Source organism: Dissulfurirhabdus thermomarina (genome assembly GCF_012979235.1).
GTDB lineage: Bacteria > Desulfobacterota > Dissulfuribacteria > Dissulfuribacterales > Dissulfurirhabdaceae > Dissulfurirhabdus > Dissulfurirhabdus thermomarina.
Genome location: NZ_JAATWC010000003.1, coordinates 199,940 through 226,466, shown reverse-complemented (window position 1 = coordinate 226,466; position 26,527 = coordinate 199,940). Strand labels below are relative to the sequence as shown.

Annotated in this window: 20 protein-coding genes and 2 tRNA genes; 8 read left to right on the top strand and 14 right to left on the bottom strand. The window is 71.4% G+C overall.

Going from position 1 to position 26,527, the window contains the following annotated elements:
* Window positions 1-32: 32 nt before the first annotated feature.
* From HCU62_RS05885 to HCU62_RS05870, 4 genes are all read right to left on the bottom strand, one after another.
* A complete protein-coding gene (locus HCU62_RS05885; protein WP_163298138.1) occupies window positions 33-3,974 on the bottom strand; it encodes a DUF6079 family protein in 3,942 nt (1,313 codons plus the stop codon).
* A gap of 112 nt (window positions 3,975-4,086) precedes the next feature.
* Entirely contained in the window at window positions 4,087-4,563 is a 477-nt protein-coding gene (gene brxF, locus HCU62_RS05880) for a BREX-3 system P-loop-containing protein BrxF (protein WP_163298139.1), read from the bottom strand.
* A complete protein-coding gene (locus tag HCU62_RS05875) occupies window positions 4,563-4,766 on the bottom strand; it encodes a helix-turn-helix domain-containing protein (protein WP_163298140.1) in 204 nt (67 codons plus the stop codon). Before HCU62_RS05875 ends, brxF begins: the two co-directional genes overlap by 1 nt.
* A 188-nt stretch (window positions 4,767-4,954) precedes the next feature.
* Complete coding sequence (locus tag HCU62_RS05870) at window positions 4,955-5,440, bottom strand: gamma-glutamylcyclotransferase family protein (RefSeq protein WP_246325303.1); 486 nt, start codon at window positions 5,438-5,440, stop codon at window positions 4,955-4,957.
* Window positions 5,441-5,581: 141 nt separating this feature from the next.
* Between HCU62_RS05870 and HCU62_RS05865 the strand changes: the two genes are divergently transcribed.
* A complete protein-coding gene (locus tag HCU62_RS05865; protein WP_163298142.1) occupies window positions 5,582-5,935 on the top strand; it encodes a four helix bundle protein in 354 nt (117 codons plus the stop codon).
* Window positions 5,936-5,963: 28 nt separating this feature from the next.
* On the opposite strand, the gene HCU62_RS05860 is transcribed toward HCU62_RS05865, so the two are convergent.
* The 3 genes from HCU62_RS05860 to HCU62_RS05850 all read right to left on the bottom strand — a co-directional run bounded on the left by HCU62_RS05860 (window position 5,964) and on the right by HCU62_RS05850 (window position 7,485).
* Window positions 5,964-6,734 (bottom strand): class II glutamine amidotransferase, encoded by a 771-nt coding sequence (locus HCU62_RS05860; RefSeq protein WP_163298143.1) that lies wholly within the window; start codon window positions 6,732-6,734, stop codon window positions 5,964-5,966.
* Entirely contained in the window at window positions 6,734-6,946 is a 213-nt protein-coding gene (locus HCU62_RS05855) for a DUF5049 domain-containing protein (protein WP_309474773.1), read from the bottom strand. Before HCU62_RS05855 ends, HCU62_RS05860 begins: the two co-directional genes overlap by 1 nt.
* Window positions 6,947-7,409: 463 nt before the next feature.
* Window positions 7,410-7,485 (bottom strand) — tRNA-Asn (locus HCU62_RS05850).
* A gap of 216 nt (window positions 7,486-7,701) precedes the next feature.
* Between HCU62_RS05850 and HCU62_RS05845 the strand changes: the two genes are divergently transcribed.
* A complete protein-coding gene (locus HCU62_RS05845) occupies window positions 7,702-10,881 on the top strand; it encodes a DEAD/DEAH box helicase (protein ID WP_163297761.1) in 3,180 nt (1,059 codons plus the stop codon).
* Between the two features lie 125 nt (window positions 10,882-11,006).
* Here HCU62_RS05845 and HCU62_RS05840 read toward each other — a convergent pair whose 3' ends face one another.
* Both HCU62_RS05840 and HCU62_RS05835 read right to left on the bottom strand, forming a co-directional pair.
* Entirely contained in the window at window positions 11,007-12,107 is a 1,101-nt protein-coding gene (locus HCU62_RS05840; protein ID WP_374001929.1) for an amidohydrolase family protein, read from the bottom strand.
* A complete protein-coding gene (locus HCU62_RS05835; RefSeq protein ID WP_163297762.1) occupies window positions 12,104-14,998 on the bottom strand; it encodes a DEAD/DEAH box helicase in 2,895 nt (964 codons plus the stop codon). Before HCU62_RS05835 ends, HCU62_RS05840 begins: the two co-directional genes overlap by 4 nt.
* A gap of 182 nt (window positions 14,999-15,180) precedes the next feature.
* Between HCU62_RS05835 and HCU62_RS05830 the strand changes: the two genes are divergently transcribed.
* The 3 genes from HCU62_RS05830 to HCU62_RS05820 all read left to right on the top strand — a co-directional run bounded on the left by HCU62_RS05830 (window position 15,181) and on the right by HCU62_RS05820 (window position 18,036).
* A complete protein-coding gene (locus HCU62_RS05830) occupies window positions 15,181-16,845 on the top strand; it encodes a putative bifunctional diguanylate cyclase/phosphodiesterase (RefSeq protein ID WP_163299885.1) in 1,665 nt (554 codons plus the stop codon).
* A gap of 47 nt (window positions 16,846-16,892) precedes the next feature.
* Window positions 16,893-16,967: transfer RNA gene (locus tag HCU62_RS05825), tRNA-Gly, on the top strand.
* A gap of 76 nt (window positions 16,968-17,043) precedes the next feature.
* Complete coding sequence (locus tag HCU62_RS05820) at window positions 17,044-18,036, top strand: calcium/sodium antiporter (protein ID WP_169755494.1); 993 nt, start codon at window positions 17,044-17,046, stop codon at window positions 18,034-18,036.
* Here the strand turns inward: HCU62_RS05820 and HCU62_RS05815 are convergent.
* Window positions 18,033-19,796 carry an ATP-dependent helicase gene (locus HCU62_RS05815; protein WP_169755493.1) on the bottom strand — a complete coding sequence of 588 codons (1,764 nt, stop codon included), beginning with the start codon at window positions 19,794-19,796 and terminating at the stop codon, window positions 18,033-18,035. The two genes, HCU62_RS05820 and HCU62_RS05815, sit on opposite strands and share 4 nt — an antisense overlap.
* 131 nt (window positions 19,797-19,927) lie before the next feature.
* Between HCU62_RS05815 and HCU62_RS05810 the strand changes: the two genes are divergently transcribed.
* From HCU62_RS05810 to HCU62_RS05800, 3 genes are all read left to right on the top strand, one after another.
* Window positions 19,928-20,881 carry a D-alanine--D-alanine ligase family protein gene (locus tag HCU62_RS05810; RefSeq protein WP_163298793.1) on the top strand — a complete coding sequence of 318 codons (954 nt, stop codon included), beginning with the start codon at window positions 19,928-19,930 and terminating at the stop codon, window positions 20,879-20,881.
* A gap of 7 nt (window positions 20,882-20,888) precedes the next feature.
* Complete coding sequence (locus tag HCU62_RS05805; protein ID WP_163298794.1) at window positions 20,889-21,464, top strand: type I restriction enzyme HsdR N-terminal domain-containing protein; 576 nt, start codon at window positions 20,889-20,891, stop codon at window positions 21,462-21,464.
* 159 nt (window positions 21,465-21,623) lie between these two features.
* Window positions 21,624-22,103 (top strand): BCAM0308 family protein, encoded by a 480-nt coding sequence (locus HCU62_RS05800; RefSeq protein WP_163298795.1) that lies wholly within the window; start codon window positions 21,624-21,626, stop codon window positions 22,101-22,103.
* On the opposite strand, the gene thiE is transcribed toward HCU62_RS05800, so the two are convergent.
* From thiE to HCU62_RS05780, 4 genes are read right to left on the bottom strand one after another with little or no spacing between them, the layout of a single operon-like run.
* Entirely contained in the window at window positions 22,087-22,794 is a 708-nt protein-coding gene (gene thiE, locus HCU62_RS05795; protein ID WP_163298796.1) for a thiamine phosphate synthase, read from the bottom strand. The two genes, HCU62_RS05800 and thiE, sit on opposite strands and share 17 nt — an antisense overlap.
* Window positions 22,791-23,807 (bottom strand): lysophospholipid acyltransferase family protein, encoded by a 1,017-nt coding sequence (locus tag HCU62_RS05790; RefSeq protein ID WP_163298797.1) that lies wholly within the window; start codon window positions 23,805-23,807, stop codon window positions 22,791-22,793. Before HCU62_RS05790 ends, thiE begins: the two co-directional genes overlap by 4 nt.
* A complete protein-coding gene (locus HCU62_RS05785) occupies window positions 23,804-24,940 on the bottom strand; it encodes a coiled-coil domain-containing protein (protein ID WP_163298798.1) in 1,137 nt (378 codons plus the stop codon). The genes HCU62_RS05790 and HCU62_RS05785 overlap by 4 nt, the downstream gene beginning before the upstream one ends.
* Window positions 24,940-26,457: an adenylate/guanylate cyclase domain-containing protein gene (locus HCU62_RS05780; protein ID WP_163298799.1), complete on the bottom strand. Its 1,518-nt coding sequence runs from the start codon at window positions 26,455-26,457 to the stop codon at window positions 24,940-24,942. The genes HCU62_RS05785 and HCU62_RS05780 overlap by 1 nt, the downstream gene beginning before the upstream one ends.
* Window positions 26,458-26,527: the final 70 nt, after the last annotated feature.

Here is a 26,527-nt window from a genome sequence, read left to right as displayed (position 1 = left end):
GGACTTTGGATCTTGGACCTTGGACTTTGGACTTATTCGAGAACAATCCGAACTTTCCCTTGCTCGTTGCCCTTGGTGAGTTCTTCGAGGTATTCCTCAAAGCGTTTCTTCATCTCCGCCGGCGTCGCCGGTGAGCCGCCTTTGAGAAGGGCTGCGCGCAGATCCTCGGTCTTCACCGCGACCTTGACCAGCCCGGAGAGCACCTCCTGCAGGGCGTGAATGAAATCCTGGCCCAGCTCCTCGGGCAGCTTCCGCTCCTTGAGGAAGGCGTCCACCAGCTTCCTGGGCTCGGGCTTGAGCAGGTCGAGGTTGCCGCGGGTGGTCGGGTCCTCCAGGTTGGTGATCAACGTCGCGGTCCAATCTTCGATCATCTTGTCGAGCTCATCGTCGAGCTGGTCTAAGACAACCGCAGCGTTCACCAGCCCAAAGTCCAAGGTCCCAGGTCCAAGGTCGCTGTAACTTTGGACATTGGACTTTGGACCTCGGACTATTTCGGCCGAAGGACGGAAGCCGCAATGCGGGCAGACCGGCGATGCGTCGAGGTCCTGCTCGGTGAGCGCGAAGCAGCTCTTCAGGCCGGCCAGACGGTTCTGGAAATCGGTCAGGTGCTGGCGCGGCATCAGATCGATGGTGGACAGCCTCGAGAGGGTCTTGAGCCGCTCGTCTCCCATCAGCGCGCTCTTGCGCTTGTCCTCGTTCACGCCCAGTCGGGCACGGGTGTGCATGGCGAGATAGGCTTGCACGTAGGACTTCTTGAGGTCGGTGAGCTTGCGCAAGGTCTGCTGACGGAAAGCGCTGGACGTGCGCTGGGCCGGGTCCGACACCTGCGCGAGCACTGCGTCCCGTGTCGCCTTCATCCGCTCCACCCACTCGTGGTCCGTGGGCAGCACCGCCTCGGCGGTGGAGAGATAGGAGGCCACCGGACCCAGGTCGCTCACCAGCTCCTGCAGGGACTCGATCTCCGAGAGGGCCTTCAGGCCGTCTTCGTGACGTTTCACCTCCTGGGCGTCGTAGCGGAAGTTCTTGAGCTTGCCGGGCGAGTTGAACGCCTGCAACGATTCGAGAAATTCTTTGCAGGCGCTGAGTCTCTGGTCCAAGGTCGAAGGTCCAATGTCGCCCGACTTTGGACTTTGGACATCGGACCTTGGACTGATGAGGTTTTGTCCCCAGAACACGATCCCTTCCCGGACGATCTGCTGCGCCCGAACAAGACGTTCGACGTACTCGGAGATGGCTTTCTGGAGCTGCTGGACCGGCTCTTCCTTGCCCTGGGTGACGAGCTGCGCCATGCCCGGCGTGAGTCCGAGCAGCTCGAAGAGTGCCTTGAGCGCGGGCAGGTTCCAGTCCTTGGGCCGCTCGATGTGCTTGAAGTGGGCCAGCTCGTCGATGCTCGTCGCGGCCAGCTGCGGCAGCCCGGTGGCGTCGAACTTCTTGCCGGGAATCGATAGCACCAAGTCACCGGAGTAGACCAGCGCGGCCAGGACCACGACAGCCCATTCCGGCTCCAGACGGTAGCCCTTGTCCGGTGCGAAGTACTCGACGCCGTAGACCTCCTGGATTAGCTCCGAGCGGTTGACCACCTGGCCATGCCCCTTCTTCTTGAGGATGTTCAGGATGTGCGTGGCGTACTTGGAGCGGTACGGATCGAGCCGCTCGCCGTCGAGGAGCTCCAGGGCGTCGAGCACGGCGGTCGCCTGCTTGGTGCGATTCTGTCCGGCGATGGCGCGCAGGGCGTCCTGTGCCGCCTGCTCGCGGTTTTGGCCCGTGATGAGCACCGAGAAGTAGGGATACTCGGGCGCCTGGTCCTGAAAGTGTGCGGACAGGACGATGCCGGCGATGGTGTTCACCAGGTCACGGAAGTTGAGCCGGGCTTCGCCCGGAGTCTGCGCGTCGCGCGTCCAACGTCGCGCGTCCCCTCCCAAACGGTTCAAGACGCTTGACGCTTGACGCAAAGACTCGCCGACGCTTTTCGTGCGTCCCTGGTAGGTCACCTCGAAGGCATCGGTCATGTGCTTCTGCAGCCAGCCCACCAGGTCCCGCAGGAATCCGGTGGCCTTGGACTCGTAGGTGGCTTTGGCGTGGCCGCTCGAGGTGGGCGCGAGGTCCAGCGCCGCCGCGTAGTTCGTCAGCGCGGTCCGGAATTCATCGCCGGGATAAGAACCACGGATGGACGCGGATGAACCCGGATTTACTTGTTCCATCTGTGTTGATCCGTGTTTATCCGTGGTTGCAAGCTTCAAGCGAAAGAACACTTCATCGGCCTTCTTCTCGTCCTTGAAGTGCGGCGGATCGAAGGGCTGGATGAAGTAGAGGTAGAAATCACGGGGCGGCACGGCCGTCGAGCGCTCGTTGGGAGCGCCGAAGAAGAGATATCCTTGTCTTGCCGCCTTGTGCTCCAGCCATTCCAGCTCGTGCTGCCAGATCTTGTAGCCGGTGACGTAGGTCTGGTCGGTGCACTCCATGACCCGTTTCAGGGCCTCGTAGTAATAGCGGTCGAGCTGGGAGGCATCGAGGCTCTCGGCGCGCTTCTCGATGAGCGCGTCGAAATCGTCGGTCTTCTTGAGATCCAGGTAGAACTGCCGGTTGTCCGGGTTGGAGGAGATGAACTGGCCGCTGACGGTCTTGTGGATCTCGCGCAGGACCGTTTCCACTTGGGACAGGAGGTCGTCGGCCGGGTCTCCGCCCAGCTCCTCGATGCCGGGCTGGTAGAGACAGAGCGCGTCGCGCAGCTCTTCGGCCGTGGCGCCCAAGGGTGCGTAGATGTCTCCGGTCGTCAGCCGGTGGACCGAGAGCGCGTGGATGATGCGGAGCGCCATGGGCTTGTACGCCGGCCGGGTGAAGGCCTGTGTGACGCGGGACTCCAGAACCTGGCTGCAATCGATCACCGCCTTGATGTCTGGGACGGCGCGGAAGGAGGGATTCTCGCGCAGGTTCGTCCAGTAGCTGTCGTAGGCGATGAGACCGGGCCGGTCCTCCGGCACCTCCTGGTCGAGCAGCTTCTTCATGGCCAGAGAGATGGTCTTGAGCACCTCGCGCTTCTCCACCGCCGTGACGCGCTCGAAGGTGTCGATGTAGTCGGGATGGACCGGGAAGAGGCGGACGAACTCGTCCATCCGCTCGTTCATGTGGCCGTAGAACTTGGCGAACGGTGTGAGGTACTCGCGGATCTTGGCCTGCTGCTCGCCGGTCTTCTTGAGCAGGCGCTCGGCGACGACGAACTTCACGTCCTTGCGGGCGATGAGGATCTGTTCGAAGCGGTCCTTGACCCGGCGGATGCTGTCGGCCACGAAGGCGAAACGGGGGCTGTCGAAGATGGCCTCCTGCACACCCGCCATGAAGCGGAAGCGCAGGTCCTTGCAGACCTCACCCACCTCACGGAGGAAGTTGAGGTCGAGGATCAGCTCCTGGTCCTTGCGGGTGCGGAGATAGTCCAGCAGCTCATCCACGACCAGGAGCAGGCCATGGTCCGGATACTCCTGGTGGAACGCGGCCATCATCTCCTCGAAGGCCCGCTTGTTGTTGGGGACCTGGCTGGCATCCGGGAAGGTGTAGGTCACGCCCATGGCGGCCAGGTGCTCTTCCAGCTCGCCGACGAGGATGTCCCGCAGCGACATGGTGGTGGCCCCGATCTCGGTGCGGACCACCTTGAACTTGCCGGCGATCCGCTCTGCGGCTTGTGCCACCTGTGCGTTGCCCAGGGCGGAAAGCAGGTCCGCGTGCTCGGCGATGCTGGAGATCACCGACATCAGGTGTGACTTACCGGTGCCGTAGTTGCCCACGACAAGCAGCCCCTTGTTATCGACGGGCTGGTCGAACTGAAGCTGGGGGATCACAAGGCCGGTCAGCTTCTCGGCCATCTCGTCGGAGATGACATAGGTGCTGACCAGCTGTCTGGCGCTTGCGGCCTCATCGGCATCCCGTAGCTGGACTACGGACTCGATGGGCTCGAATTGGATCAGGTCTCCATATCTCATTGCACATGCCCCCTTGCAGCTTCGCTTCTTGACTCGGGCCGTCCCTGGCCCTCGCCCTTCGGGCGTGCCTTCGGCACGTCCAAATCGGCTGTCCTGCCGATTTGTGTTTCCTTCATGTCGTCACCTCCGGACTGGCCACCAGAAAATCGCGAATCGGGTAGCGGCGGTATTCGGGGTGGTCCGGGACGGCGTAGGTCATGTGACCATCCACGATGGATCCGTTCCAGGCGGCCACGACCGTCTTGTTCCGGGACAATCCCTGAAGCAGACGCAAAGGATCCTGCTTCAGGTGAACATCGAAAAGGATCTCGATGTTGTCGAGCAAAACCAGCTCGCCTGTGGCTTCACCCACGATTTCGCCCAAGAGCCGCGGTAGCTGCAGAGCCCGTTGGCGTTCGGTCAGGTCCAGCATCCGGCGAGACAGCTCGAGATTGACGTTGACGAGCGGTGCGGAGGTCGAGGCCGACACCTCCTGCAACGCGGACGTCTTCCCGCTTCCCGCCGGGCCCACCATCAGGATCAGGCGGTGATAGAGCTCGCGAGCCTCACCGATCTTCCGCAGGACCTGATCCCCCAAGGGCTCCGCCATTACTCGTTTCCTCCGTCTTTCGTATCGCCGTGCGTCTCTTCCAACCAGCGGTCGATGGCTTGCTTCCGGAAGCGCCAATGGCGACCAATCTTCTGGCACGGGACTTTGCCTTCCCGAACGAGCTTGTAGAGCGTCGACTTCGGTATCTTCAGGTAGGCAGACAACTCGTCGATGGTCAGGACGGCGCCTGGTTTTTCATCCATCGGAAGCACCTCTCTGGCCACAAGGCAGATTTCGTGTCATTGCACCTCATCCAACTGACGTAGTTTACAGTTAGTGACAGTTGATGTCGAGAGATTTGATGCTCGCCATCCCTGGCTCGCACCCTCCGGGCGCACCTTCGGTGCGTCCAAATCGGCTGTCCTGCCGATTTGTCCGGGAGACGCCTTCCCTAGGCTTGCCAGACACCATCCGCCAGCCGACGGCCAGGAGGGCGCCTGCCGGCGCCCTCCACGTAAAGCCAGACCAGGACGCGGCGTCCTCGTGTACTTGCCGGCACCAGCACACGCCTGTAGAGGCTGGGTCCGCCGGGCAGGAAGCCCTCGAGGTGGTCGATGGCCGGGAGGCGGGTCTCGAGATCGTCGAAGGTCAGGAGCTCGCCGTACACGGGGCCCCAACGGCCGCCCGGGGCGCCGTTCTCCCCGGGGTCGGGGTGTGCGGCGCGTGGTGCGGCGAACTCCGCGGCCAGGCGCGCCTGTGTGGCCACGTCGGCGAGCGGGTCGGCGGTGCCGTAGGCCAGGACGTCCGCCTCGGGCACCTCCAGGACCGGGATGCCGGAAGGGAACTCGTACAGGCGGCCCCGGACGACTGCCTCCTCCACGGAGAGGACGCCCCGGCAGAACCGGTCGTGATTCCAGCACCCCCGCTTGAGGACCATTTCGATTGTGGATTGACGATTGCGGATTGTGGATTGAAAGGGCATCCTTTCGGTTTTGACCTGTTATTAATACGCAATCCCCAATCCGCAATCCCCAATCGGAAGGTTGAGGATTCAATGAAGATGTCATATGTTGCCTCCATGAACGCGAATGAGTTCAAAAACAGAACCAAGGCCTTCGCGATCAGGGTGATCCGGTTGGTGGAAGCGCTGCCGAAAAACCAGACCGCGAAGGTGATCGGAAACCAGTTGCTCCGATGCGGCACCTCGGTTGGTGCAAACTATCGCGCCGCTTGCCGTGCCAAATCTCCCGCCGACTTCGTTGCAAAGATGGCAATCGTCGAAGAAGAATGCGATGAATCCATCTACTGGATGGAACTGATCGTGGAAGCCGGATTGATGGACGAAAAGCGCTTGGTCGACTTGAAAAACGAAGCAAACGAAATCCTTTCAATGGTTGTCGCCTCCATTAAAACCGCACGATCACGCAAATAATCCGCAATCCCCAATCCGAAATCCGCAATCACAGCTTCCCCTGGGCGATGAAGGTGAACGACTCCCTGGAGAACTCCATGAGACTCTCGTGCCTGAACACGAGCATGGTCATGGGCTCCAGCGGGAGCGGCCGCCACCCACGCTCGTCGGCCAGCACGGCGTCGAGGAAGGCCGGATCCGAGGCGTAGAGCGCCGCCCGGTGACGGCGGTGGATGCGCAGTTCGAGCGGCTTGTTCCCCTTGAGCACCAGGACCGTCCCGGGCCGGCGGCGGGAGGCCAGCACGGCGGTGATCTGCCCCCGGCACAGGGCCAGGTCGCGCTTGAAGCGCTCGAGGTCCGGCGTCTCGTGCCGGAAGGCACGGTCCGCCAGGCGGAAGAGGAGCTCGCTGTCCACCTCGGCGAAGCGCCTCAGCCGGAGCCTCCGGAACAGGCGGTCGGCGTTGTAGATGGTGCCGTTGTGGGTACCGATGACGTCCCCGGCCCGGATCGGGTGGTTGTTGCGGTTGATGCGCTCATCCCCGCGGGTCCGCCAGCGCGTGTGGCCGACGAGGAGGGTGGCCCGGTTGTCCATCCCGGCCAGGACCTCCTGGAACGCCTTGTCGGTGACGAACTGCCCGGCAGGTACGGGTCGCTTGAAGAGCCGGTGCTCGCCGTCGCGGTTGAGCCAGGCGACGCCGGTGGCGTGGGGGCCCCGGCTCTCGCTCAGGACCAGGAGCCGGGTGAAGAGCCACGCCAGGTGGTCTCGTTCCTCGGCGCGCCGCCGCTTCTTCCCGAAGATGACGCCCGCCAGCCCGCACATCAGCGCCCACCTCCTTCTTCGGCCTCGAAGCCCCGGAACACGCCCTCGGCGTAGTCGCTGGGATGGGTCTCGATCCAGCGGGCGGCATCGGGGAAGCCGAGCTTCTCCGCCAGGTCCGCCACCACCGGCCGGTCCAGCATGTTGGTGAGGCCGCAGCGGCGCACCGCCAGGATGCCTTCCAGCACCGCCGCCGGAACGCGCACCCCGGGCACGTGCCGGCATGCCGTGTCTCCTTCCTTTGCGGTGTCGTCCGGAAACTCGGCCGGGCCGCCGGTCGCGGCGCCGGCCTTCGCTGGGTTACCTACCGGAGGGGAGTTCGAAACGTCGGGTGGGTACCCCGCCTGCAACCTGGCTGTTAAACAAGACGGGCTGTGAAACGGAGAATCGGAGAGTTCGAAGAGGATATGCGTGGGTGCGCCTGCAACCGTGGGGGTTGCGCTTGGACCCCACGCGCTTCATCTCGAACCGGAGAATCAAGGGGGATGTACGCGGGGCCGTAAGTCCGCGTGACAAATCGGCAGGAGAGCCGATTTGGACGCGCCGAAGGCGCGCCCCGCAAGGGGCGAGGGTCAGGGACGGCCCGAGTCAATCAAGGAGAAAAGCAAAGACCCCGCCGGGTCATCCCGACGGGGCCTCGCGTTAACTAAGAACCGCCAGAGTTGGCGGATTGAAATCTGGCTCCCCGGGACGGACTCGAACCGCCAACCTAGTGGTTAACAGCCACCCGCTCTGCCGATTGAGCTACCGGGGAACATATTCAGTTGTCATCGAGCCGCCGATCCCGCCCTGGGCGGGATTGACAGCCACCCGCTCTGCCGGAACGGCGTGAATGTACCAATGGGGCCGGGCATCGTCAACACCGGCCGATCCCGCCGCCCCGGCGGGATCGGCCGCCACCCTTCTTCACCGGCCGCCCCCGGATTATAATAGGTAGTTCCCCGGGCCGGAGGCCGGGGGCCCTTCGCCCATGGCACGCGCAAACCTGCAAAAACCCAAAACCGGCGGCCTCTCCTGGTGCGACGCGGTCCGGCCCCTTTTCCTCCCGGTGATCCGCGGCCGGGGGGAGCGCTACGCCCGGGAGGGGCGGGTGCATCTCGAGCGCGTCTCGCCGGCGGAGATTCGGGGCGTGGTCCAGGGCGAGCGCGATTACGCCGTGTGGGCCAAGCGGGACCCGCTTGCGCCCCTGGCGGTGGACCTCGGCTGCACCTGTCCCTTCTTCCGCCAGGGCTTCTTCTGCAAGCATCTCTGGGCCGCCTTGCTGGAGGCCGACCGGGCCGGCCGCCGGCCCGCCGCGGCCGTCGCTCCCCCCGAAGACTGGCGCCAGGTCCTCGACCCGGGGCTGTGGGCCCCCTCCGGGCCCGGGACCGAGCCCGAGGGCGCCCCCGGCACCTTCCGGCTGGAGTACCACCTCCAGGTGGAGCCGGTGCCCACCCTCACGGTGCAGGAACGCTACGTCCGGAAGGACGGGCGGCCGGGACGGCCCCGGCGCCTCCGAACCGCCACCCTGGACCGCGGCGACCTTCCCCGGGCGGACCGGACGCTGCTGGCCGTGCTCTCCGACGTCGCCCGGGTGCAGGGGGTGTACGGGGGCGGCTGGCGGCTGGGCCCGGGGCACCTCGAGCGGGTGGCACCGTCGCCGCGCGACCTCGAGGTCTTGCTGCCGCTCCTGGCCGAGACGGGCCGCTGCCGCGTGAGCCGGGGGGAGGAGGTCCTGGCCGATCCCCTGCGCCCCGGCGGCCCGGGCCGGGTGCGCCTCGAGCTCCGGCTCGCCCCGCCGCCCGGCGACCCGGAGGGCGATCCCCTGCTGGCGCCCGTCCTCTGTTTCCCCTCCGGCGAGACCGCCGGGCCGGAGCAGGTGGCCGAGGTCTTCCGCACCCGGCCGGTCTTCTTCGTGGCCGGCGGCCGCCTCCACGTCCTGGCGGACGTGGACCCGCGGGTCGCCCGGCGCCTGCTGGCCCGGCCGGGGGTGCCGGTGCCCCGGGAGGAACTGGCCGACCTCCTGGCGTGGGCGGAGCGGGTCTCCGGCCTGCCCCCGGTGCGGGTCGAGGGGCGGCTCGCCCCGCCGCTGGTCCGGGGCATTGGGCCCGAGCCCCGGCTGGTGGTGCGGCTCAGGGAAGACCGGGTCGAGGCCGGGCTCACCTTCTCCTACGAGGGCCTCGTGGCGGACCCGGGCGACCCGGCCGGGGAGATCCTCGACGCCGGGAGGTGGCGGCGCATCGCGCGGGATCTCTCCGCCGAGGCGGCGGCCGCCGGGCGCCTCCGCGAGGCGGGGTTCCGCCCCCTGGCGCACGGCGGCTTCGAGTGCGGCCTCGCCGCCGCAGCGAGGGCCCTCGGGGAACTGGCCTCGGAGGGCTGGCACGTCGAGGCCGAGGGCGGCCGTCCGCTCCGGGCCGGGCGGATCCGCCGCCTCCAGGTGGCCTCCGGAGTGGACTGGTTCGACCTCCGGGGCACGCTCGATTTCGGGGGCGTCCAGGTCCCGCTGCCCCGGGCCGTCCGGGCCTACCTCCAGGGGCGGCGCCTGGTCCGCCTCGACGACGGGTCCGTGGGGCTCCTCCCGGAAGAGTGGTTCGCCCGGCACGCCCCGGCCATGGAGCTGGCCGAGGCCACGGGCGGCGCCAAGGGGGGCTTCCGGTTCCGATCCTCCCACGCCCTGCTCCTCGACGCCATGCTCGCCGAGGCGGCGGAGGTGGAGACGGACGCCCGGTTCGACGAGATGCGCCGGGCCCTCGAGGGGTTCACCGGGATCCGGCCCCTCCCGGCCCCCCGGGAGTTCCGGGGCCGGCTCCGGCCCTACCAGCGCGAGGCACTGGGCTGGTTCGGCTTCCTGAAGGACTTCGGCCTCGGCGGCATCCTGGCCGACGACATGGGGCTCGGAAAGACCGTCCAGGTCCTGGCCTGGCTCCTCCGGGAGCGGGGCCGCGGCCCTTCCCTGGTGGTGGCCCCGACTTCCCTCGTGCACAACTGGGTGGAGGAGGCCCGGCGCTTCGCCCCGGCCCTCGAGACCGGGGTCCACGCCGGCCCGAGGCGCGACCGGCGCCTTTCGGGCCTGCTGCCGGACCTCCTCGTCACCACCTACGGGGTGCTCCGGCGTGACATCGCCCGGCTCCGGGAGATCCCCTTCCACTACGTGGTCCTCGACGAGAGCCAGGCCGTCAAGAACCCCGCCTCCCAGGCGGCCAAGGCCGTGCGGCTCCTCCGGGCCCGCCACCGGCTCTGCCTCACCGGGACGCCCATCGAGAACCACGCCGGGGAACTCTGGTCGCAGATGGAGTTCCTGAACCCGGGCCTCCTGGGGCCCCTGGCCCGGTTCGAGCGGAACTTCGTCCGGCCTCTCGCGGCGGGGGACCCGGCGGCGGCCGCCGCGCTCCGGGACCTGGTCCGGCCCTTCGTCCTGCGCCGCACCAAGGAAGAGGTGGCGGCGGAACTGCCCGAGAAGGTGGAGCACGTGGTCACCTGCCCCATGACCCCGGGGCAGGCCCGGGTCTACGCCCGGCTCCGGGACCACTACCGGGGGGAGGTGCTGGCCGCCGTGGACCGGCGCGGGGTTGCCCGGGCCCGGATGAAGGTCCTCGAGGGGCTCCTGCGGCTCCGGCAGGCGGCGGTCCACCCGGGCCTCGTGGGGGCGGAGGCGGCGGGTTCCGGCAAGCTCGAAAAGCTCATGGAGCTCGTCCGGGGGGCCGTGGAGGGCGGGCACCGGGCCCTGGTCTTCTCGCAGTTCACGAGTTTTCTCGCCCTGCTCCGCCAAGCCCTCGCCGACGCGGGGATCCCCTTCGAGTCCATGGAGGGGCGAACGCCGCGGGCCGCCCGGGCACGCCGCATCGCCCGCTTCCAGGCCGGGGAGGTTCCGGTCTTCCTGGTCAGCCTCCGGGCCGGCGGGGTGGGGCTCAACCTCACCGCCGCGGACTACGTCTTCCTGGTGGATCCCTGGTGGAACCCCGCCGTGGAGGCCCAGGCCGTGGACCGGGCCCACCGGATCGGGCAGGAGAGGCGCGTCTTCACCTACCGGCTGGTCAGCGCGGAGACGGTGGAGGAGAAGGTCCGGGCCCTCCAGGAGCGGAAGCAGGAGGCGGTCCGGGCGGTGCTGGCCGGCGGGCGGAACCCCGTCCGGGAGCTGACGCGGGAGGATCTCGAGCGCCTCTTCTCGTGACGGGCGCGGGGCCTCCGGCCCACCCGCCTCTTGCCGCCCTTCCACCGGCCGGCCGTTTCCCGCCCGGTCCAAAGGCCGGGCTCTTCCTGTGCCGTTCCGGCGCGCGCCGGGGGCGGGGGCTCCCATCATCGGGGCGCTTCGCCCCGCCCCTTCTTCTCGATCCGCCCGTCCGCCCCCCGGACGAGGCCCAGCACCTCGGCGCTCCGGGTGAAGACCGCCCCGGGGAACCCCAGGGCCCGCTTGAGCCGCACGTCCCGGTCCCACGGGTTCGGCTCACGGAGCACGGCCCAGAGGTCCCGCCACCCCACCCGGAAGGCGAAGAAGAGGGGCGAGACCAGGGGGGTTGCGATCAGCGGCATGTCCGTCCCGTAGACCAGGCGGGGGAAGAGCTCCGGCCGGCGGAGCAGCCGGAAGAGCCCCGCCCGCTTGTTCACCTGGGTGAGGCTCGAGACGTCGGCGTAGAGGTTCGGGTAGCGGGCGAGGAGGACGAAGAGCGTCTCCTGGTAGGGGCGGCCGCCGCGGGCGCCGTTGGCCGCGGCATGGGCCGCGATGACGGTGACCCCCTCCCGGAGGGGGAGCTCGAGCCGGGCCGGGTCGCCGAGGTCGTCCCGGGAGCGGGTGAAGGAGCGCTCCAGCCCCGTGTGCACCAGGAGCGGGAGCCCCAGCTCGCGCAGCCGGCGGTAGAAGGGGACGAGGCGCGGGTCTGCGGGGTCGATGAGCTGGACGTCGGGCAGCCACTTGACCAGAACGGCCCCCTGGCGGGCGGCCCGGTCGAGCCGTTCCAGGGCGTCGGCCCGGTAGGGGTTGATGCTGGCCCCGAAGAGGAGGTTGGGGAAGCGGGTGGTCTCGCGTGCCACGAAGGCGTTGGGCACGTAGATCTCGGTCCGTTCCCGGTCCAGGGCGCCGTCCGGCCCCACCACCCCGTCCAAGGCCAGGACCACCGCGGCGTCCACGAGGCGCGCGGCGGCGAGGCGCTCCGAAAGGCGCCGGATGAGAAGGGCGTCGCCCTCCCGGCGGAGATCCCCCTCGGTGACCCCGAAGGCCCGCAGGAAGACGGGGAAGCGCCAGTTCCGGCGGAGGGCCGCCGAGACGAAGCACCCGCTCCCCCCGGCGCCGATGCCCGCCGCGTGGCAGTGGAGGTCCACCACCGGCGGCGGGGGCGCCGCGGCGGCCGCCGCGGCTGCGGCGAGCCAGAGGCCGCAGGCGGCGGCGAGGGGCGGCCTCACGGGCCCCACGCCACCGGGATCCGCACCCGGGACCCGGCCTTGTTCCGGAAGAGGAGGTAGCCGTTTCGGCGGCCGAAGAGGTAGAGGTCGCGGGTGAGGAGCACGTCCTCGCGGCAATAGGCCGCCAGGAGGTCCATCCGGCCCTCCCGCCACCACCGGAGGGCCTGGAGCCCGTCGGCGGATTTCCGCGCCCCGAGGGTCTCGGCCGCCAGGTGGTCCAGGGAGAGTCGGTAGCCGAGCCGGCGGTGCACCTCCTCCAGGATGTCCAGGGTGGGCAGCGCGTGCCAGTCGAGGCCGCCGTAGGCGCCGAGCACCCGGTAGTCGAAGCGCTTCACGTTGAAGCCCACCAGGAGGTCCAGGGCCCGGACCCGCTCCGCGAGTTCCGGGATCCGCTCCTCGGTGAAGACATGGAAGGCGTCCCCCTCCGCCTCGTAGAGCACGGCGACGCTCACCCCCATGCGCTCCGCCCGGTGCCAGCCGCCCACCTCCTCGGCGGAACGGCGGGTCTCGAGGTCGAAGACCCCGAAGCGGGGCGAAGGGCGCGCCGGCCGTGCCCGGGGGCGCTCGGCCGGCCCGGGAGCCGCCGGGGGGGGCGGCGGCTTCGGCGGCGCCGGCCGTTCCGCGGCGGCGGCCCGCCCGGTGCAGAGCCCCTCCAGGACGGCCAGGGCGGCGGCCTTGTCGATGGGCCGGTTGCCCGAGCCGCACTTCGGGGAGTGGACGCAGGAGGGGCACCCCAGCTCGCAGGGGCAGTCCCGGACGGCCCGGAGGGTCTCCTCCAAGAGGTCCTCGGCCCGCTGGAAGGCGAGGCGCGAAAGCCCCACGCCGCCCGGGACGCCGTCGTAGATGAAGACCGCGGCGGTCTCCAGGTCCGGGTGGCGGGGCGTGGAGATCCCGCCCAGGTCGTTCCTGTCCGCGAGCACCAGGAGCGGCAGGATCCCGATGGCGGCGTGCTCCATGGCGTGGATGCCCCCCATGAAGTGGAGGAAGGCCCGCTCCACCGCGGCCTGCACCGGGGCGGGGACCTCGATCCAGAGGCCCTCGGTCTCGAAGACCCGCGGGGGCAGCTCCAGCGGCACCACGGTGAGCAGGGCCTGGCCCCGAACGCGCCGGCGCTCGTAGCCCGTCACCCGGTCGGTGACCCGGATCCGGGCGAGCCCCACCCGGGTCCCGGCCGCCGGCCGCCGGTCCAGGACCTCGAGGATCTGCGTCTCCTTGCGGCCGCGGACCCGGGTGAAGTAGTCCACCCGGGCCGGGCGGGCGCGCACCCTCCGCCCCTCGAGGTCGAGTTCCTCCACGAGGTAGGTGACGCCCCGGTGGAGGTAGACCGCGCCCGGGTGGGTCTCGCGGTGGGCGCGGTACTCGTCGATCCGCCCGATGGTCTCGCCGGTGGCCGCGTCCTCGATGTGCAGCGCGCCCCCGGCGCCCCGGAGGTCCACCCCGCGGTGCGGCCGCCGCCGGGCGGCGTGGAGCCGGGCGCCGTCGGCGCTCCGCAGGAGGCGGCCCCGGGCCTCGAGGTCCGCCGCGACACGGGCCGCGGCCGGGGAGGCCAGGAGGGCCTCGTCCGCTGCCAGGGGGGCCTCGGCGGCGGCGCATTCCAGATGCCGGGCCGCGATGACGGGGTTGTCGGGGTTCAGGACCGCGGGCTCGGGCGGGCGGCGGAAGAAGTCCTCCGGGTGGCGCATGAAGTGCTGGTCCAGGGCGTCTTCCTGGGCGATGAGCACCACGGCCGAGGGGCGTCGGGCCCGGCCCACGCGCCCCCCCCGCTGCCAGGTGGCCATCACGGTGCCCGGGTAGCCCACGAGGAGGCACAGATCCAGGGTCCCGATGTCGATCCCGAGCTCCAGGGCGCTGGTGGTGACCACGGCCAGGAGGTCGCCCCGGGCCAGGCGGGCCTCGATCTCCCGGCGTTCCTCCGGCAGGAACCCGGCCCGGTAGGCGCTGATGCGGTCCCGGTAGGGGCCGGAGCGCTCGGCGGCCCAGAGGGCGATGAGCTCCGTGAGCCGGCGCGACTGGGCGTAGACGATGGTCCGGAGCCGCCGCTCCAGCGCGGCCCGGAGGAGCTGGATGGCCGCGGCCGCCGCCCCGTCTTCCGGGTCCAGGAAGAGGACGTGGCGCTCGCCCGCCGGGGCGCCGCTCTCCGTGACCGCCTCGGCCGGGCGGCCCGTGAGGTTCCGGGCGAGCTCCGCGGGGTTCGCCACGGTGGCGGAGCTGAAGACGTAGGCCGGGCGCGAGCCGTAGCGGGCGGCCACCCGCTCGAGGCGCCGCAGGACCCACGCCATGTGGGAGCCGAGCACCCCGCGGTAGGTGTGGACCTCGTCCACCACCACGTGGGTGAGGCCGGCCCAGAAGGCGGCCCAGCTCGGGTGGTGGGCCAGGAGCGACAGGTGCAGCATCTCGGGGTTGGTGAGGAGCACGTTGGGAGGGCGTTCGCGGAGCCGGCGCCGGCGGTAGGGGGATGTGTCGCCGTCGTAGACCGCCGCCGTCGGCCGGGCCGGCCCGGGCCAGCCGGCGGTGAGGGCCTCGAGGGCCCGGAGCTGGTCCTGGGCCAGGGCCTTCAGGGGAAAGAGATAGAGGGCCCGGCTGTCGGGATCGGCGAGCACCTGCTCCAGGACGGGCAGGTTGTAGACCAGGGTCTTGCCGCTGGCGGTGGGGGTGGCCACCACCACGTCGCGGCCGGAGCGGACGAGGTCCAGGGCCCGCGCCTGGTGCCGGTAGAGGGCGCCGACGCCCGCCCGGTCCAGGATCGCCCGGAGGGGCCCGGGAAGGGGCCGGACCGGCTCCGCGAACCCGGCCGCCCGGGCGGGGATGACCTCGTGGTGGACCACCCGGCGGCCGAGCCGGGGGGCGGCCTCGAGGGCGCGGAGGAAGTCGTCGAGGCGGGATTCCGTCATGGAACGGCGCCGGCACGTGGTCCCCGCCGGCAGGGGAAATCTACCACGGCGCCCCGCCCCCGGCCAGCCGCCCCGCCCGGCGGATTCATCGGTTTTTGACAAGAGTCCGAAGAAAGATTAAGAAAAGGCCCTTTCCGACACCCGGCGCCCCCGGCTCCAGCCCGCTGCGACGCGAAGGCCAGATGACGCTCCAGATAATCTCCCTCGTCCTCACCGTGGTGGGGACCCTCCTCCTCGGGGTCTCCCTGCCGCCCATCCGCTCCATCTGCGAGGGGGACGTCTACCAGTGCCGCCGCTGGAAGGCCCTGGGCGCCCTGGTGATGGCCTTCATGGTGGGCTACGTCCTCTTCGGCGTCGAGGTGGCCCGGAGCGGGGCCGGGCCCGTGGAGCTCGTGGTGGCCCTGGTGCTCTGCGGCGGCGGGATCTTCGTGATCCTGGTGGTGCGGATGAGCCTCGCCAGCATCCGCAACATCCAGCGCATCGCCGCCCTCGAGCGGTACCGGGCCCTCCACGACGACCTCACGGAGCTGCCCAACCGCGCCCTCCTCCACGAGCGGATCCAGCAGGCCATCAGCCTGGCCCGGCGCCGGGGCGAGGCCGTGGCGGTGCTCCTCCTGGACCTCGACCGGTTCAAGGAGATCAACGACGCCCTGGGCCACTTCTACGGGGACTACATCCTCCAGCTCACCGCCTCCCGGCTGCGGGAGGCGGTGCGCGACTCCGACACCGTCTCGCGCCTCGGGGGCGACGAGTTCGCCGTGGTGCTCATCGGGGCCGGCGTCTCCGAGGCCGCGGCCGTGGCCGAGAAGATCGCCAAGGCCCTGGCCGAGCCCTTCATGGTGGAGGGCCACAGCCTGAACGTGGGGGCGAGCGTCGGGATCGCCCTCTTCCCCGACCACGGCGACGACGCCGAGATCCTCCTCCAGCGGGCCGACGTCGCCATGTACGAGGCCAAGCGCGCCGGCGAGACCCTGGCCGTCTACCGGGCCGAGCACGACCAGTACACCTGGCAGCGGCTCACCCTCATCGGGGAGCTTCGCCAGGCCATCGACAAGGGCCGCCTCGACCTCCACTACCAGCCCAAGGTGGATCTTGCCACCGGCCGGGTCCGCGGGGTGGAGGCCCTGGTCCGCTGGCCCCACGAGCAGAAGGGCCTCCTCTACTCCGACGCCTTCATCCCCCTGGCGGAACAGGCCGGGCTCATCCGGCCCCTCACGCTCTGGGTCTTCGAGCACGCCGTGCGCCAGGCCACCGCCTGGCGGCACGAGGGCCTCGTTCTCACCGTCTCGGTGAACCTCTCGGTGAAGGACCTCCAGGACGTGGACTTCCCCCGGAAGGTGGAACGGATCTTCCACCTCGAGGGCGGCGACCCCTCCCGGTTCATGGTGGAACTCACCGAGGGGAGCATGATGCTGAACCCGGAGCGGGCCCTCCAGGTCATCTCGGCCCTCCACCGGATCGGGCTCCGGCTCGCCATCGACGACTTCGGCACCGGCTACTCCTCCTTCGCCTACCTCAAGCAGTTGCCGGCCTCCGAGATCAAGATCGACAAGTCCTTCGTGCGCCACATGGTGGAGGAGGAGAACGACGCGGCCATCGTCCGGTCCACCATCGACCTCGCCCACAACCTCGACCTCCGCGTGGTGGCCGAGGGGGTGGAGAACGTCGCCACCCTGGAGGCGCTTCGCCGGCTCCGGTGCGACATGGTCCAGGGGTTCGTCGTCAGCCCGCCGCTGCCCGCCGCCGAGATCCCCGGCTGGATGCGCCGCTTCAGCCTGGGCGGGACGTGGGACGCCCGGGAGGGAACGGCGGCCCCGCCCCTTGGCACGGGGGGCGGCGGGGGTTGACAGCCCTCGCGGACGTCCTTTATTTTATGGACGCTTTCGACCCGTGAGCGGGAATAACTCAGTGGTAGAGTGCAACCTTGCCAAGGTTGAAGTCGCGGGTTCGAATCCCGTTTCCCGCTCCACATAAGGCCCACCAAAGGAACGGTCCCGGCCGTTCCTTTTTTTCATCGACCCGGGCCGCCCCGAGAGGATCCCTCCATGCTCATCGACGCCGGTCTCCTGCTCCTCGGCCTCGCCCTGCTCGTGGGCGGGGGCGAGGTCACGGTGCGCGGCGCCTCGGCGCTGGCCCGGGAGGCGGGGGTCCCGCCGGTGGTGGTGGGGCTCACCGTTGTGGCCTTCGGGACCAGCGCCCCGGAGCTGGCGGTGAACGTGGCCGCCGCCGTCACGGGGCGGGGCGGGGTCTGCTTCGGGAACATCGTGGGCTCCAACCTCGCCAACATCGGCCTGATCCTCGGCACGTCGGCCCTCCTCCGGCCCATCCGGATCCGGGGCGTCATCATCACGCGGGAGATCCCCATGATGCTGCTCGCCACCGCGGCGGCGCTGGTCCTGGGCTTCGACGGGGCGCTCCGGGGGCTCCCGGAGGCCTACGACCGCGCTGACGGGCTGGTGCTCGTCCTCCTCTTCGGGGTCTTCCTCTACTACACGGCGGCGGACGTCCTCCGCAACCGCCCGGACGACGCCCTGCTGCGGGAGGCCCGGGAGGCGGGGGCGCCGCGCCTTCGGGCGGCGGCGGGGGCCTTCTGCCTCACGGGCGTCGGCCTCGTCGCCCTGGCGGGGGGCGGGCGGCTCGCCGTGGATGGCGCCGTGGGGCTGGCTCGGGCCTTCCATGTCTCCGAGGCCCTCATCGGGCTCACCCTGGTGGCGGTGGGAACGAGCCTCCCCGAGCTGGTCGCCTCGGCCATGGCCACCCTGCGGGGCCAGGCGGACCTCGCCGTGGGCAACGTGGTGGGTTCCAACATCTTCAACCTGCTCTTCGTGGGGGGGGTCACCGCGGTCATCCGGCCCATCCGCGTGCCGCCCGGCGGTCACTGGGACCTCTGGTTCCTGGCGGCGATGTCGGGGGTGCTGCTGCCGCTGTCGATCTCCAACTCCCGGTCCATCGTGCGGCTGGAGGGGGCGGCGCTGCTCGCCGCCTACCTGGCCTACACCGCCTGGCGGTGCCTTGTGGCCCCCGGCGGCGCGGGCTAGAAGAGGGTCCGCTGCCGGGGCCGGCGGCGCCCGGCCGGTGCGGCGGGGCCCCGGGCCTCCCGGAGGGCGGGGGGGATCCGGTCCAGGAAGGGGCTCGGCCGGCCCGGGAGGCGGCGGCCGTGGAGGCGGCGCCGGCCGGCGTGGCAGAGGACGAGCCGTTCCGAGGCCCGGGTGAGGCCCACGTAGAAGAGCCGGGCCTCTTCCTCGGGGTCGGCGCCGGGCCAGGGGAGGACCTCCGCCTCGCAGCCCGCCACGAAGACCACCGGGAACTCGAGGCCCTTGGCGGCGTGGAGGGAGAGGAGGCGCACCGCCTCGAGGTCCGGGGCGACGAGGTCCGCCGGGTGGCCGAGGGCGGGGGCGGGGTCGGCCCCCGGGGGGATCCGGGCCGCCACCCGGGCGAGCGCCTCCAGGGCGGGGTCCCGCGGGTCGAGGTCCAGGGCCTCCAGGAGCCGGGGAAGGGCGCCGCCCAGGGACCGGCCGTGGAGCTCCACGCGAAGGCCGGGGAGCCGGGCCTCCCAGGCCGCCCTCCCGCCGGGCAGCCGGTCCAGGTGGAACGCCACCCGGCGGCCGCAGGCGGCCTCCCAGAGCCGGCGGACGGCCCGGACGGACGGGTGGTCCAGGGGGGAGCGGGCGTCGGCCCGCTGGAAGGGGATCCCCGAGGCGGCCAGGGCCGCGGCCACCGGGTCTGCCAGGGCGTTGACCCGGTAGAGGATCGCCACGTCCGAGAGGCTCCGGAGGCGGTCCCCGCCGGCCGTCCCCGCGTCCAGGGCGTCGTGGCTGAGCCCGCCCACCGCCCCCTCCACGGCCCGGGCGATCCACCGGGCCTCGGCCCCGGGGTCGGCGAAGGCCCGCACCTCCAGGCGGGGCCTTTCCGGGCGGTCGGCCCGGAGCCGCCCCGCCTCGGCCCCGAGCACGGCCCCGGCGGCGTCGAGGAAGGTCTGCGGGCACCGGTAGGCCTGCCGGAGCCGCACCACCGTGGTGCCGGGGAAGTCGCGGCGGAACCGCGCCATGAAGGCGGGGCTCGCCCCGCGGAAGCCGTAGATGGCCTGGTCGGGGTCGCCGATCACGGTGACCTCCCCGCCCGGGGCCGCCATGGCCCGGACCAGCTCGTACTGGGCGGGGCTGACGTCCTGGAACTCGTCCACCAGCAGGATCGGCAGGGCCCGGCGCAGGGCCGCCCTACGGCCGGGATCCCCCAGGAGCCGGAGGGCGTGGAGGATGAGCCCGTCGAAGTCCGTGAGCCCGTCCCGCCCGAGGCGGGCCTCGTAGGCGGCCGCCAGGCGCGCGAGGGTCTCGTCCGGGAGTCGGGGCGGGTGGTGCTGCCGGCCGGTGGAGACCTCCGGCCACCGCCGTCGTCCCTCCGCGGGGGAGAGGCCGATCTCCGCGGCCGCCTCGGCGCAGAGTTCCCGTGCGTCCGCCTCGTCCACGGGGGCCGGCGCCGCCGCGCCGAGGGCCTCGTTCAGGAAGGCGAGGGCCCAGCCGTGGAAGGTGGCCACGCGGACCTCGGTTCCGCCCGTCCAGGCGGCGATCCGGCCGCGGATCTCCGCCGCCGCCTGGTTGGTGAAGGTGACGGCCAGCATCCCGCCGGCCCGGGCGGTGCCGTCCGAGAGGAGGTCCGCCGCCCGGGCGGCGAGGACCCGGGTCTTGCCGGTGCCGGGGCCGGCCTCCACGAGGAGGGGCCCGCCCCGGTGGCGGACGGCGGCGAGCTGTTCCGGGTTGAGACCGGCCAGGTGGGCCGGCGGCCGGGGGGAAGGGGGCATCCGGTCTCCTCTCGCGGGTTTTGCCAGGAGGGGTGCTCCGTGCTAAATAATGCCACAGTGCGGCCGTGGCAACCGGGCGTCGGCGCGGCCGGGCTCCGGCCGGCGCACGACAGGATGCATGGGAGGCGGCGATGGGCGAAGGCAAGCGGCTGAGGGTGGCGCTCCTCTGCGGCGGCAGGTCCGCCGAGCGCGAGGTCTCGCTGGCCGGCGCGGCCGGGGTGGAGGCGGCCCTCGACCCGGCCCGCTACGAGGTCCGCCGTTACGATCCCGCCACGGACCTTGCCCGCCTCGTGGCCGAGGCGCCGGACCTCGACGTGGCCTTCATCCTCCTCCACGGCCGCTACGGCGAGGACGGGACCATCCAGGGCCTTCTCGACCTCCTCGACCTCCCCTACCAGGGCGCCGGCGTCCTCGGCAGCGCCCTGGCCATGGACAAGCACGTCACCAAGCTCCTCTACGAGCAGGCGGGGATCCCCACCCCCCGGTGGGTGCTGCTCCGCCGCGGGCGCCCCTGCGACCTCGCGGCCGTGCTGGAGGGGCTCGGCCTGCCCCTCATGGTCAAGCCCGCCACCCAGGGCTCCAGCGTGGGGATGGCCAAGGTCACCGAGCCGGAGGGGCTCGGCCCCGCCCTGGAGGCCGCATGGGAGTGGGACGAGAAGGTGATCGCCGAGGCCTTCGTCCCCGGGCGGGAGATCACGGGCGGAGTGTTGGGCCTGGACGAGCTCGAGGCCCTGCCCCTGGTGGAGATCGTCCCGGGGGAGGGCTACGCCTTCTTCGACTACGAGGCCAAGTACCGCCCCGGCGCCACCCGCGAGACCTGCCCGGCCGATCTTCCGGAAGAGACCGCCGAACACGCCCGGGCCGTGGCGTTGGCCGCCCACCGGGCCCTTCAGCTCCGGGGCTACAGCCGGACCGACATGATGCTCTCCGAGCGGGGCGAGATCTTCGCCATCGAGACCAACACCATCCCGGGCATGACCCCGACGAGCCTCTTTCCCCAGGCCGCGGCCGCCGCGGGGCTGCCCTTCCCGCGCCTCCTCGACCGGCTCATCGAGCTGGCCCTCGAGGCCCGCGGCCGGACTTGAGGCCGCCGTGGCCGACGTCCCCACCCACCACCTGGTCTACGGCACCCTCCGGGACTACCTGACGGGGGAGGAACTCCCGGACACCGACGACGAGCGCTTCCGCCAGGCCATCGCCCGGATGCTGGTGGAGGAGAAGGGCTTCGCCCGGGAGGAGATCACCCCCCGGTGCCGGATCGAGACCCTCTTCGCCGGACGGTTCGTCACCTCGCGGATCGACTTCGTGGTCCGGGTGGCGGACCGCCCCGTCATGGTGGTCCGCTACGGGCCGGGTTCCCTGGTGACCCGCGAGCGGGCCGCCGTGGCGGCGGCCCGGGTGCTCGACCCCGAGGTCCGGATCCCCTTCGCCGTGGTCACCAACGGCCGCGACGCCGAGGTCCTCGACACCGCCACCGGGAAGGTGATCGGCACGGGGCTTTCGGCCGTCCCCACCCGGGCGGAGATCTCCGGGCGGCTTCCCTCCATCCGCTTCGAGCCCTTCCCGGAGGATCGGCGCGAGCGGGAGCTGCGCATCCTGAACGCCTACGACGTGGAGGTCTGCTGCGCCGGGGGGCCCTGTCCCCTCCCCGGCGCCTCGGAGGGCTAGGCGTCTCCGGGGGGCCGATCTCCTCTGCGGTCCGGTGGCCCGGGAGTGGGTTGGCCTTGACTCGGGGGACCGGCGTCCCTAGCGTGGAACCAGAGACGCCATCCGGCCCCGGCGGGGGCGGTGCCCCCGGCGGGGCGCCGATGCCGAAAGGAGCCGGGCATGCGCGATCAGTACGGGCGACGGGACAGGCTGGTCCAGGAGGAGCGACACGACACCTACCGGGGGCGGGGCAAGCTCCCGGAGCCCGCCGTCTGCGGCCGCTGCGGCGCCCTCTTCGCCGGCGGCCGCTGGAGCTGGCAGGAGGCGCCGCCCGGCGCCGCCCGGGTCACCTGCCCGGCCTGCCAGCGGGCCGAGGACGGCTACCCGGCGGGGCGGGTGGAGATCCGGGGCGACTTCTTCCGGCGCCACCGCGACGAGATCCTGAACCTCGTCCGGAACGAGGAGGCGGCGGAGAAGGCCGCCCGCCCCATGGAGCGCATCATGGCCGTCGAGGAGACGGCCGACGGCGTCCTCGTCCTCACCACCGGGGTCCACGTGGCCCGGCGCATCGGCGAGGCCCTGGCCCGGGCCTACCAGGGCGACTTCTCCTTCCAGTACGCCGAGGGCGAAAAGCGGATCCGGGTCAGCTGGAGCCGGTAGGGGCGGGCCGGTCCCCGAGGAGGCGGGCGAAGGCGCGGGCCGCCTCGGCCGGGCGCGGCGCCCAGAGGACGGCCGAGATGAGGGCGACGCCGGCGGCGCCTGCTTCCAGGACCTCCGCGACGTTGGCGGCCTTGACGCCCCCCAGGGCGAAGACCGGGAGGGCGGCCCGGCGGCAGGCCTCGCGCAGGGGCCCGAGGCCCACCGGGGGGCCGTAGCGGGCCTTCGACGGCGTGGGGTAGACCGGGCCGAAGGTGACGAAGTCCGCCCCGGCCGCTTCCGCCTCCAGGACCTCGGCCACGCTGTGCGTGGAGACCCCCACCAGGAAACCGGGCCCGGTGATCCGCCGGACCGCCGCCACCGGCAGCGACGTGGCGGCGAGGTGGACGCCGTCGGCCCCGGCGGCCAGGGCCACGTCCACCCGGTCGTTGACCAGGAGCCGGGCGCCGTGGCGGCGGGTGAGGTCCCGCAGCTCCAGGGCCAGCGGGAGGAGGTCCCGGGGGGGGAGGTCCTTCTCCCTGAGCTGGACGGCCCCCACGCCCCCCTCCAGGGCCTCTCGAACGGCATCCAGGAGGCCGCGGCCGCCGGGGATGCCCCGGCGGCCCGTGACGAGGTAGAGGGAGAAGTCCACGGCGGCCGCCGCGTTCGAGGCGGGGCGCCCGCTGCGGCCCGGCCGCTCCGCGGCGGCCGTCACGGCGCGGCGGCCCGGCCCGGGGGGGGCGCCGGCTCCGCGAATCGCCGGAGGGTTCGGGGCGGGCGGCGGCGCCACCTGCGGTGCATCCAGACCCACTGCTCGGGCCGGCGGCGGATGGCCGCCTCGATCAGCCGGGTGAAGAGGGCCGTGTTGGCCACGATGTCGGTCTCGAGGTCACCGGTCTGCACGAGTTCCAGCGGGCCCTCGATGGTGATGGTGTGGCGCCCGTCGGGGTCGCGATGGGTCCAGCCGAAGACCACCGGGGCGCCGAACTTGAGGGCCATGGCCGCGGCCGCGGTGGGGGTCCAGGCGGGGCGGCCGAAGAAGTCCACGTAGGCGCCCTCCACCTTGGTGTCCTGGTCGATGAGGATGCCGAGGGCCCGTCCCTGGCGGAAGACGCGGATGAGTTCCCGGGCGGCGCCGGGCCGGTCCCGCAGGATGGTCCGCACGCCGAGCCGCCGGCGAAGTGCCACCACGAGGTCGTTGACCGGCTCGGGCTTCACGGGCGCGGCCACCACGCTCACCGGGTACGCCTGGGCGATGGCCGCCCCCATGAGTTCCCAGTTGCCCACGTGGCCGGTGACGAAGACCACGCCCCGGCCCATGTCCATGGCCTTCCGGAGGTTGTCCGCCCCGACGAACCGCGTGACCTCGCCGAGCCGGTCGGGGCGCGCCAGGGCCAGCTCGAAGATGGCCCTGCCGATGTGGGCGAAGCAGGCCCGGGCGGTGGCGGCGTGCCAGGCCTCGTCCCGTTCCGGAAAGGCCTGGGCCAGGTGGGCCAGGGCCCGCTCGCGTTCCCGGCGGAGGAACGGGTACAGGAGATTCCCGAGCGCGCCCCCCGCCCGGACGCCGAGCCGGTAGGGCACGAAGCGGGAGAGCAGCCACACGCACCGGGCGAAGCCCCGGAGGGCGGCGGCGTGCCAGGCCTTGCGGAGGCGGACCCGGAGGGGGCGCTTCCGGGCCTCGAGGGTGAAGACCTTTCCGTCCACGGTTTGTCGGGTGCGTTCTTTCATGGCGCGGCCTCGCCCCGTGGCGCCTCGGCCGGGGCGGGCGGTCCCTTTTTATCCCGCCGGCGCAGTTCCTGCAATTTCCGCAGGACCCGGTCCGCCCGTTCCACGTGGCTCCGGGCCAGGCTGTTGTCGGGGTCGATCCGGAGGACCTCCTCCCACCGGGCCTTGGCCTCCTCGATGTGCCCGCCCCGGTAGAGGATGCTCCCCTCCCGGAAGAGCTCGGCCACGCGCCGCCTCGTGGCCGCCTCGAGGTCCGCCTGGAAGGCCTCGGCCGCCGTGCCCGAGGCCCCGAGGGTTACGAGGTCCTCGGCGAGCCTTCGGGCCCGGACGAGGTCCCCGGCGGCCAGGGCCCGGCGGGCGGCCTCGAGGGTCTCCGCGATGCGCCGCGTCTTCTTCTTCCGGGTCTTCTTCTCCACCCGGAGCTTGACCCGGCGGGCCCGTTCCGCCTGTATCCCCCTGAGCCGGGCCAGTGCCTGGCGGGCGGCGGGGGTGTCCTTCAGCCGGGCGGAGAGGGTGAGGAACTCGTCCGCGGCCGCGAGGTCACCGGAACGGAGCCGCTTGAGCCCGCGGTCCAGGAGCTGGTCGGCGATGGCGGCCAGCTCGAACTCGATGCGGCGGGCCCGCCAGCGGGCCTTGAGGTTCTTGGGCGGGGCCTCCACCCGGGCGATGTCGCGGTAGACCGGGAGGGATTTTTCGAGGTGCTCGGCCCTGAGCAGGAGCAGCCGGTCGTCGAGGCGGCCGAGTTTTTCCTCCTGGCGGCGCCGGAGGTCCTGGTCCGCCTGCTCGAGGCGTTTCCCCTGCGGATACTTCTCCAGGGCGGCGTCCAGGGCCTCCGAGGCCCCGTACCAGTCGTCCCGGGCGAGCCTGGCCTTCACCTCGCGGAGGACGCGCTCCTCGTAGGCGCGGGCCCGGGCCTCGATCTCGGGCCGCCGGGCCCGGAGCCTCTCGGCCTCCGGGTCGGTCCCCTTGACCCGCTCCAGGGCGAGGAGGGCGAGGCCGTACTCGTCCTCTTCCAGCCACTGGTCGATGCGGTCCATGGTGGTGGGCTGGAGGAGGAGGGAGATCCGGGCGCAGCCGCCGGCCAGGCACAGGCAGAGGGCGGCGAGGATGATGGCCGGGAAGAGGCGCGGGCGCATCAGGCCGCGGCCTCCGCGAGGATCCTTTCGATATCGGCCTGCATCCGGCGCTCCACCTCCGGGACGACCCCCTGGACCACGTAGGTGGTGACGGGATCGGTCCGCCCGCGGACCCGGATGGCGGCATGGGGCCGGGCGATCACCCGTTCCCGGACCGCCGGGTCCGCGTGAACGTGTTCCGGTATCACCACCTGGCCGGGGTCCGCCGTGGAGCAGAGGCGGGAGGCGAGGTTCACGGCGTCCCCCACCACGGTGTATTGCATGCGTTCGCGCGAGCCCATGTTGCCGGCGAGCATCTCGCCGGTGTTGATCCCCATGCGGAACTCCACGGGCACCTCCCCGCGCTCCGTGCGCCGCCGGTTGAGCTCGGCCACGAGGCGCTGGATGAGCACGGCGCAGCCCACGGCGTGGAAGCAGTGCTCCGGGTCGCTTTGGGGGGCGCCGAAGACCAGCATGGCACAGTCGCCCATGTACTTGTCCACCGTCCCCTGGAAGCAGGAGCCGGCCCGGGCGATGAGCGAAAAATAGGCGTTGAGGAAACGGACCACCTCGTCCGGCTTCATCTTCTCGGAAAGGGACGTATATCCTACGATATCGGCAAAGAGGACGCTGGCCGTGACGTGTTTCCCACCGAGCTCCACGTGGTCGAGGTTGTCGAGGACCTCGCGGGCCACCTCGGGCGAGAGGTAGCGGGAGAAGGCCGCCTCCACCTGGGTCTTGTGGAGGAGGCCCTCGGCCATCTGGTTGAAGGAGGCGATGAGGTAGCCCAGCTCGTCGTTCCGCCGCTCGCGGATGCGGTAGCGGTAGTCGCCCTCGCCGATGGCCCGGCTGGCGTCCATGAGGTGCCGGATGGGCCGGGAGAGGCGGCGTCCCATGAAGAAGGCCAGCCCGATCCCCACGAGGATCATGAAGACCGTGGCCGCCAGGACCACCCGGACGGAGTCCTGGAGGACCTTGTTCATGGTGCCCCGGCTGAAGGTGAGGGTCACGTAGCCGGCGATGACGTCACGGAACCGGACCGGCGCCACGAAGGAGACGTTGTGGGGGTCGCCGTGGGCGCGGCCCGCCTGGCGCCACTCGAAGATCCGGACCTCGGGGCCCAGGAAGTCCTTCTGGCGCCCGGCGTAGGGGGCCCCGGGGTCGAAGGGGCTGAGGCCGTTCTTCGCCAGGAGCTTCCCGTCCACCGAGAAGACGGCCGTGCCGAGGACCGCCGGGTCCTTGGCCAGGTTGGTGGCGAGCATCTCCAGGGTGAGGGTGTCGCCGGCCAGGATGGGCTCCTTGGCGGCCTCGGCCATCTGGTTGACGATGGTCATGCCGTAGGCGCTGATCTGGTTCTGGAGGAGGCGGGTCTGGTTGTTGAGGATCACGAGGCCGAGGCCGGTCATCCCCAGCACGATGAGGAGCGAGATGGCCAGGGCCATCTTGATGGCGATGGGGACGTAGCCGGGGCGCAGGCGGTCCAGGAAGGGGACGCGGGGGCGTCCGCCGCGGGTCTCGACGGTCCCGTTCTGTGCCAAGGATCCTCCCGGCGGCCCGGCGGGCCGCCCCGTGTGCTGGCGCCGTGACATGTCCGCGAGAGGCGGCCGG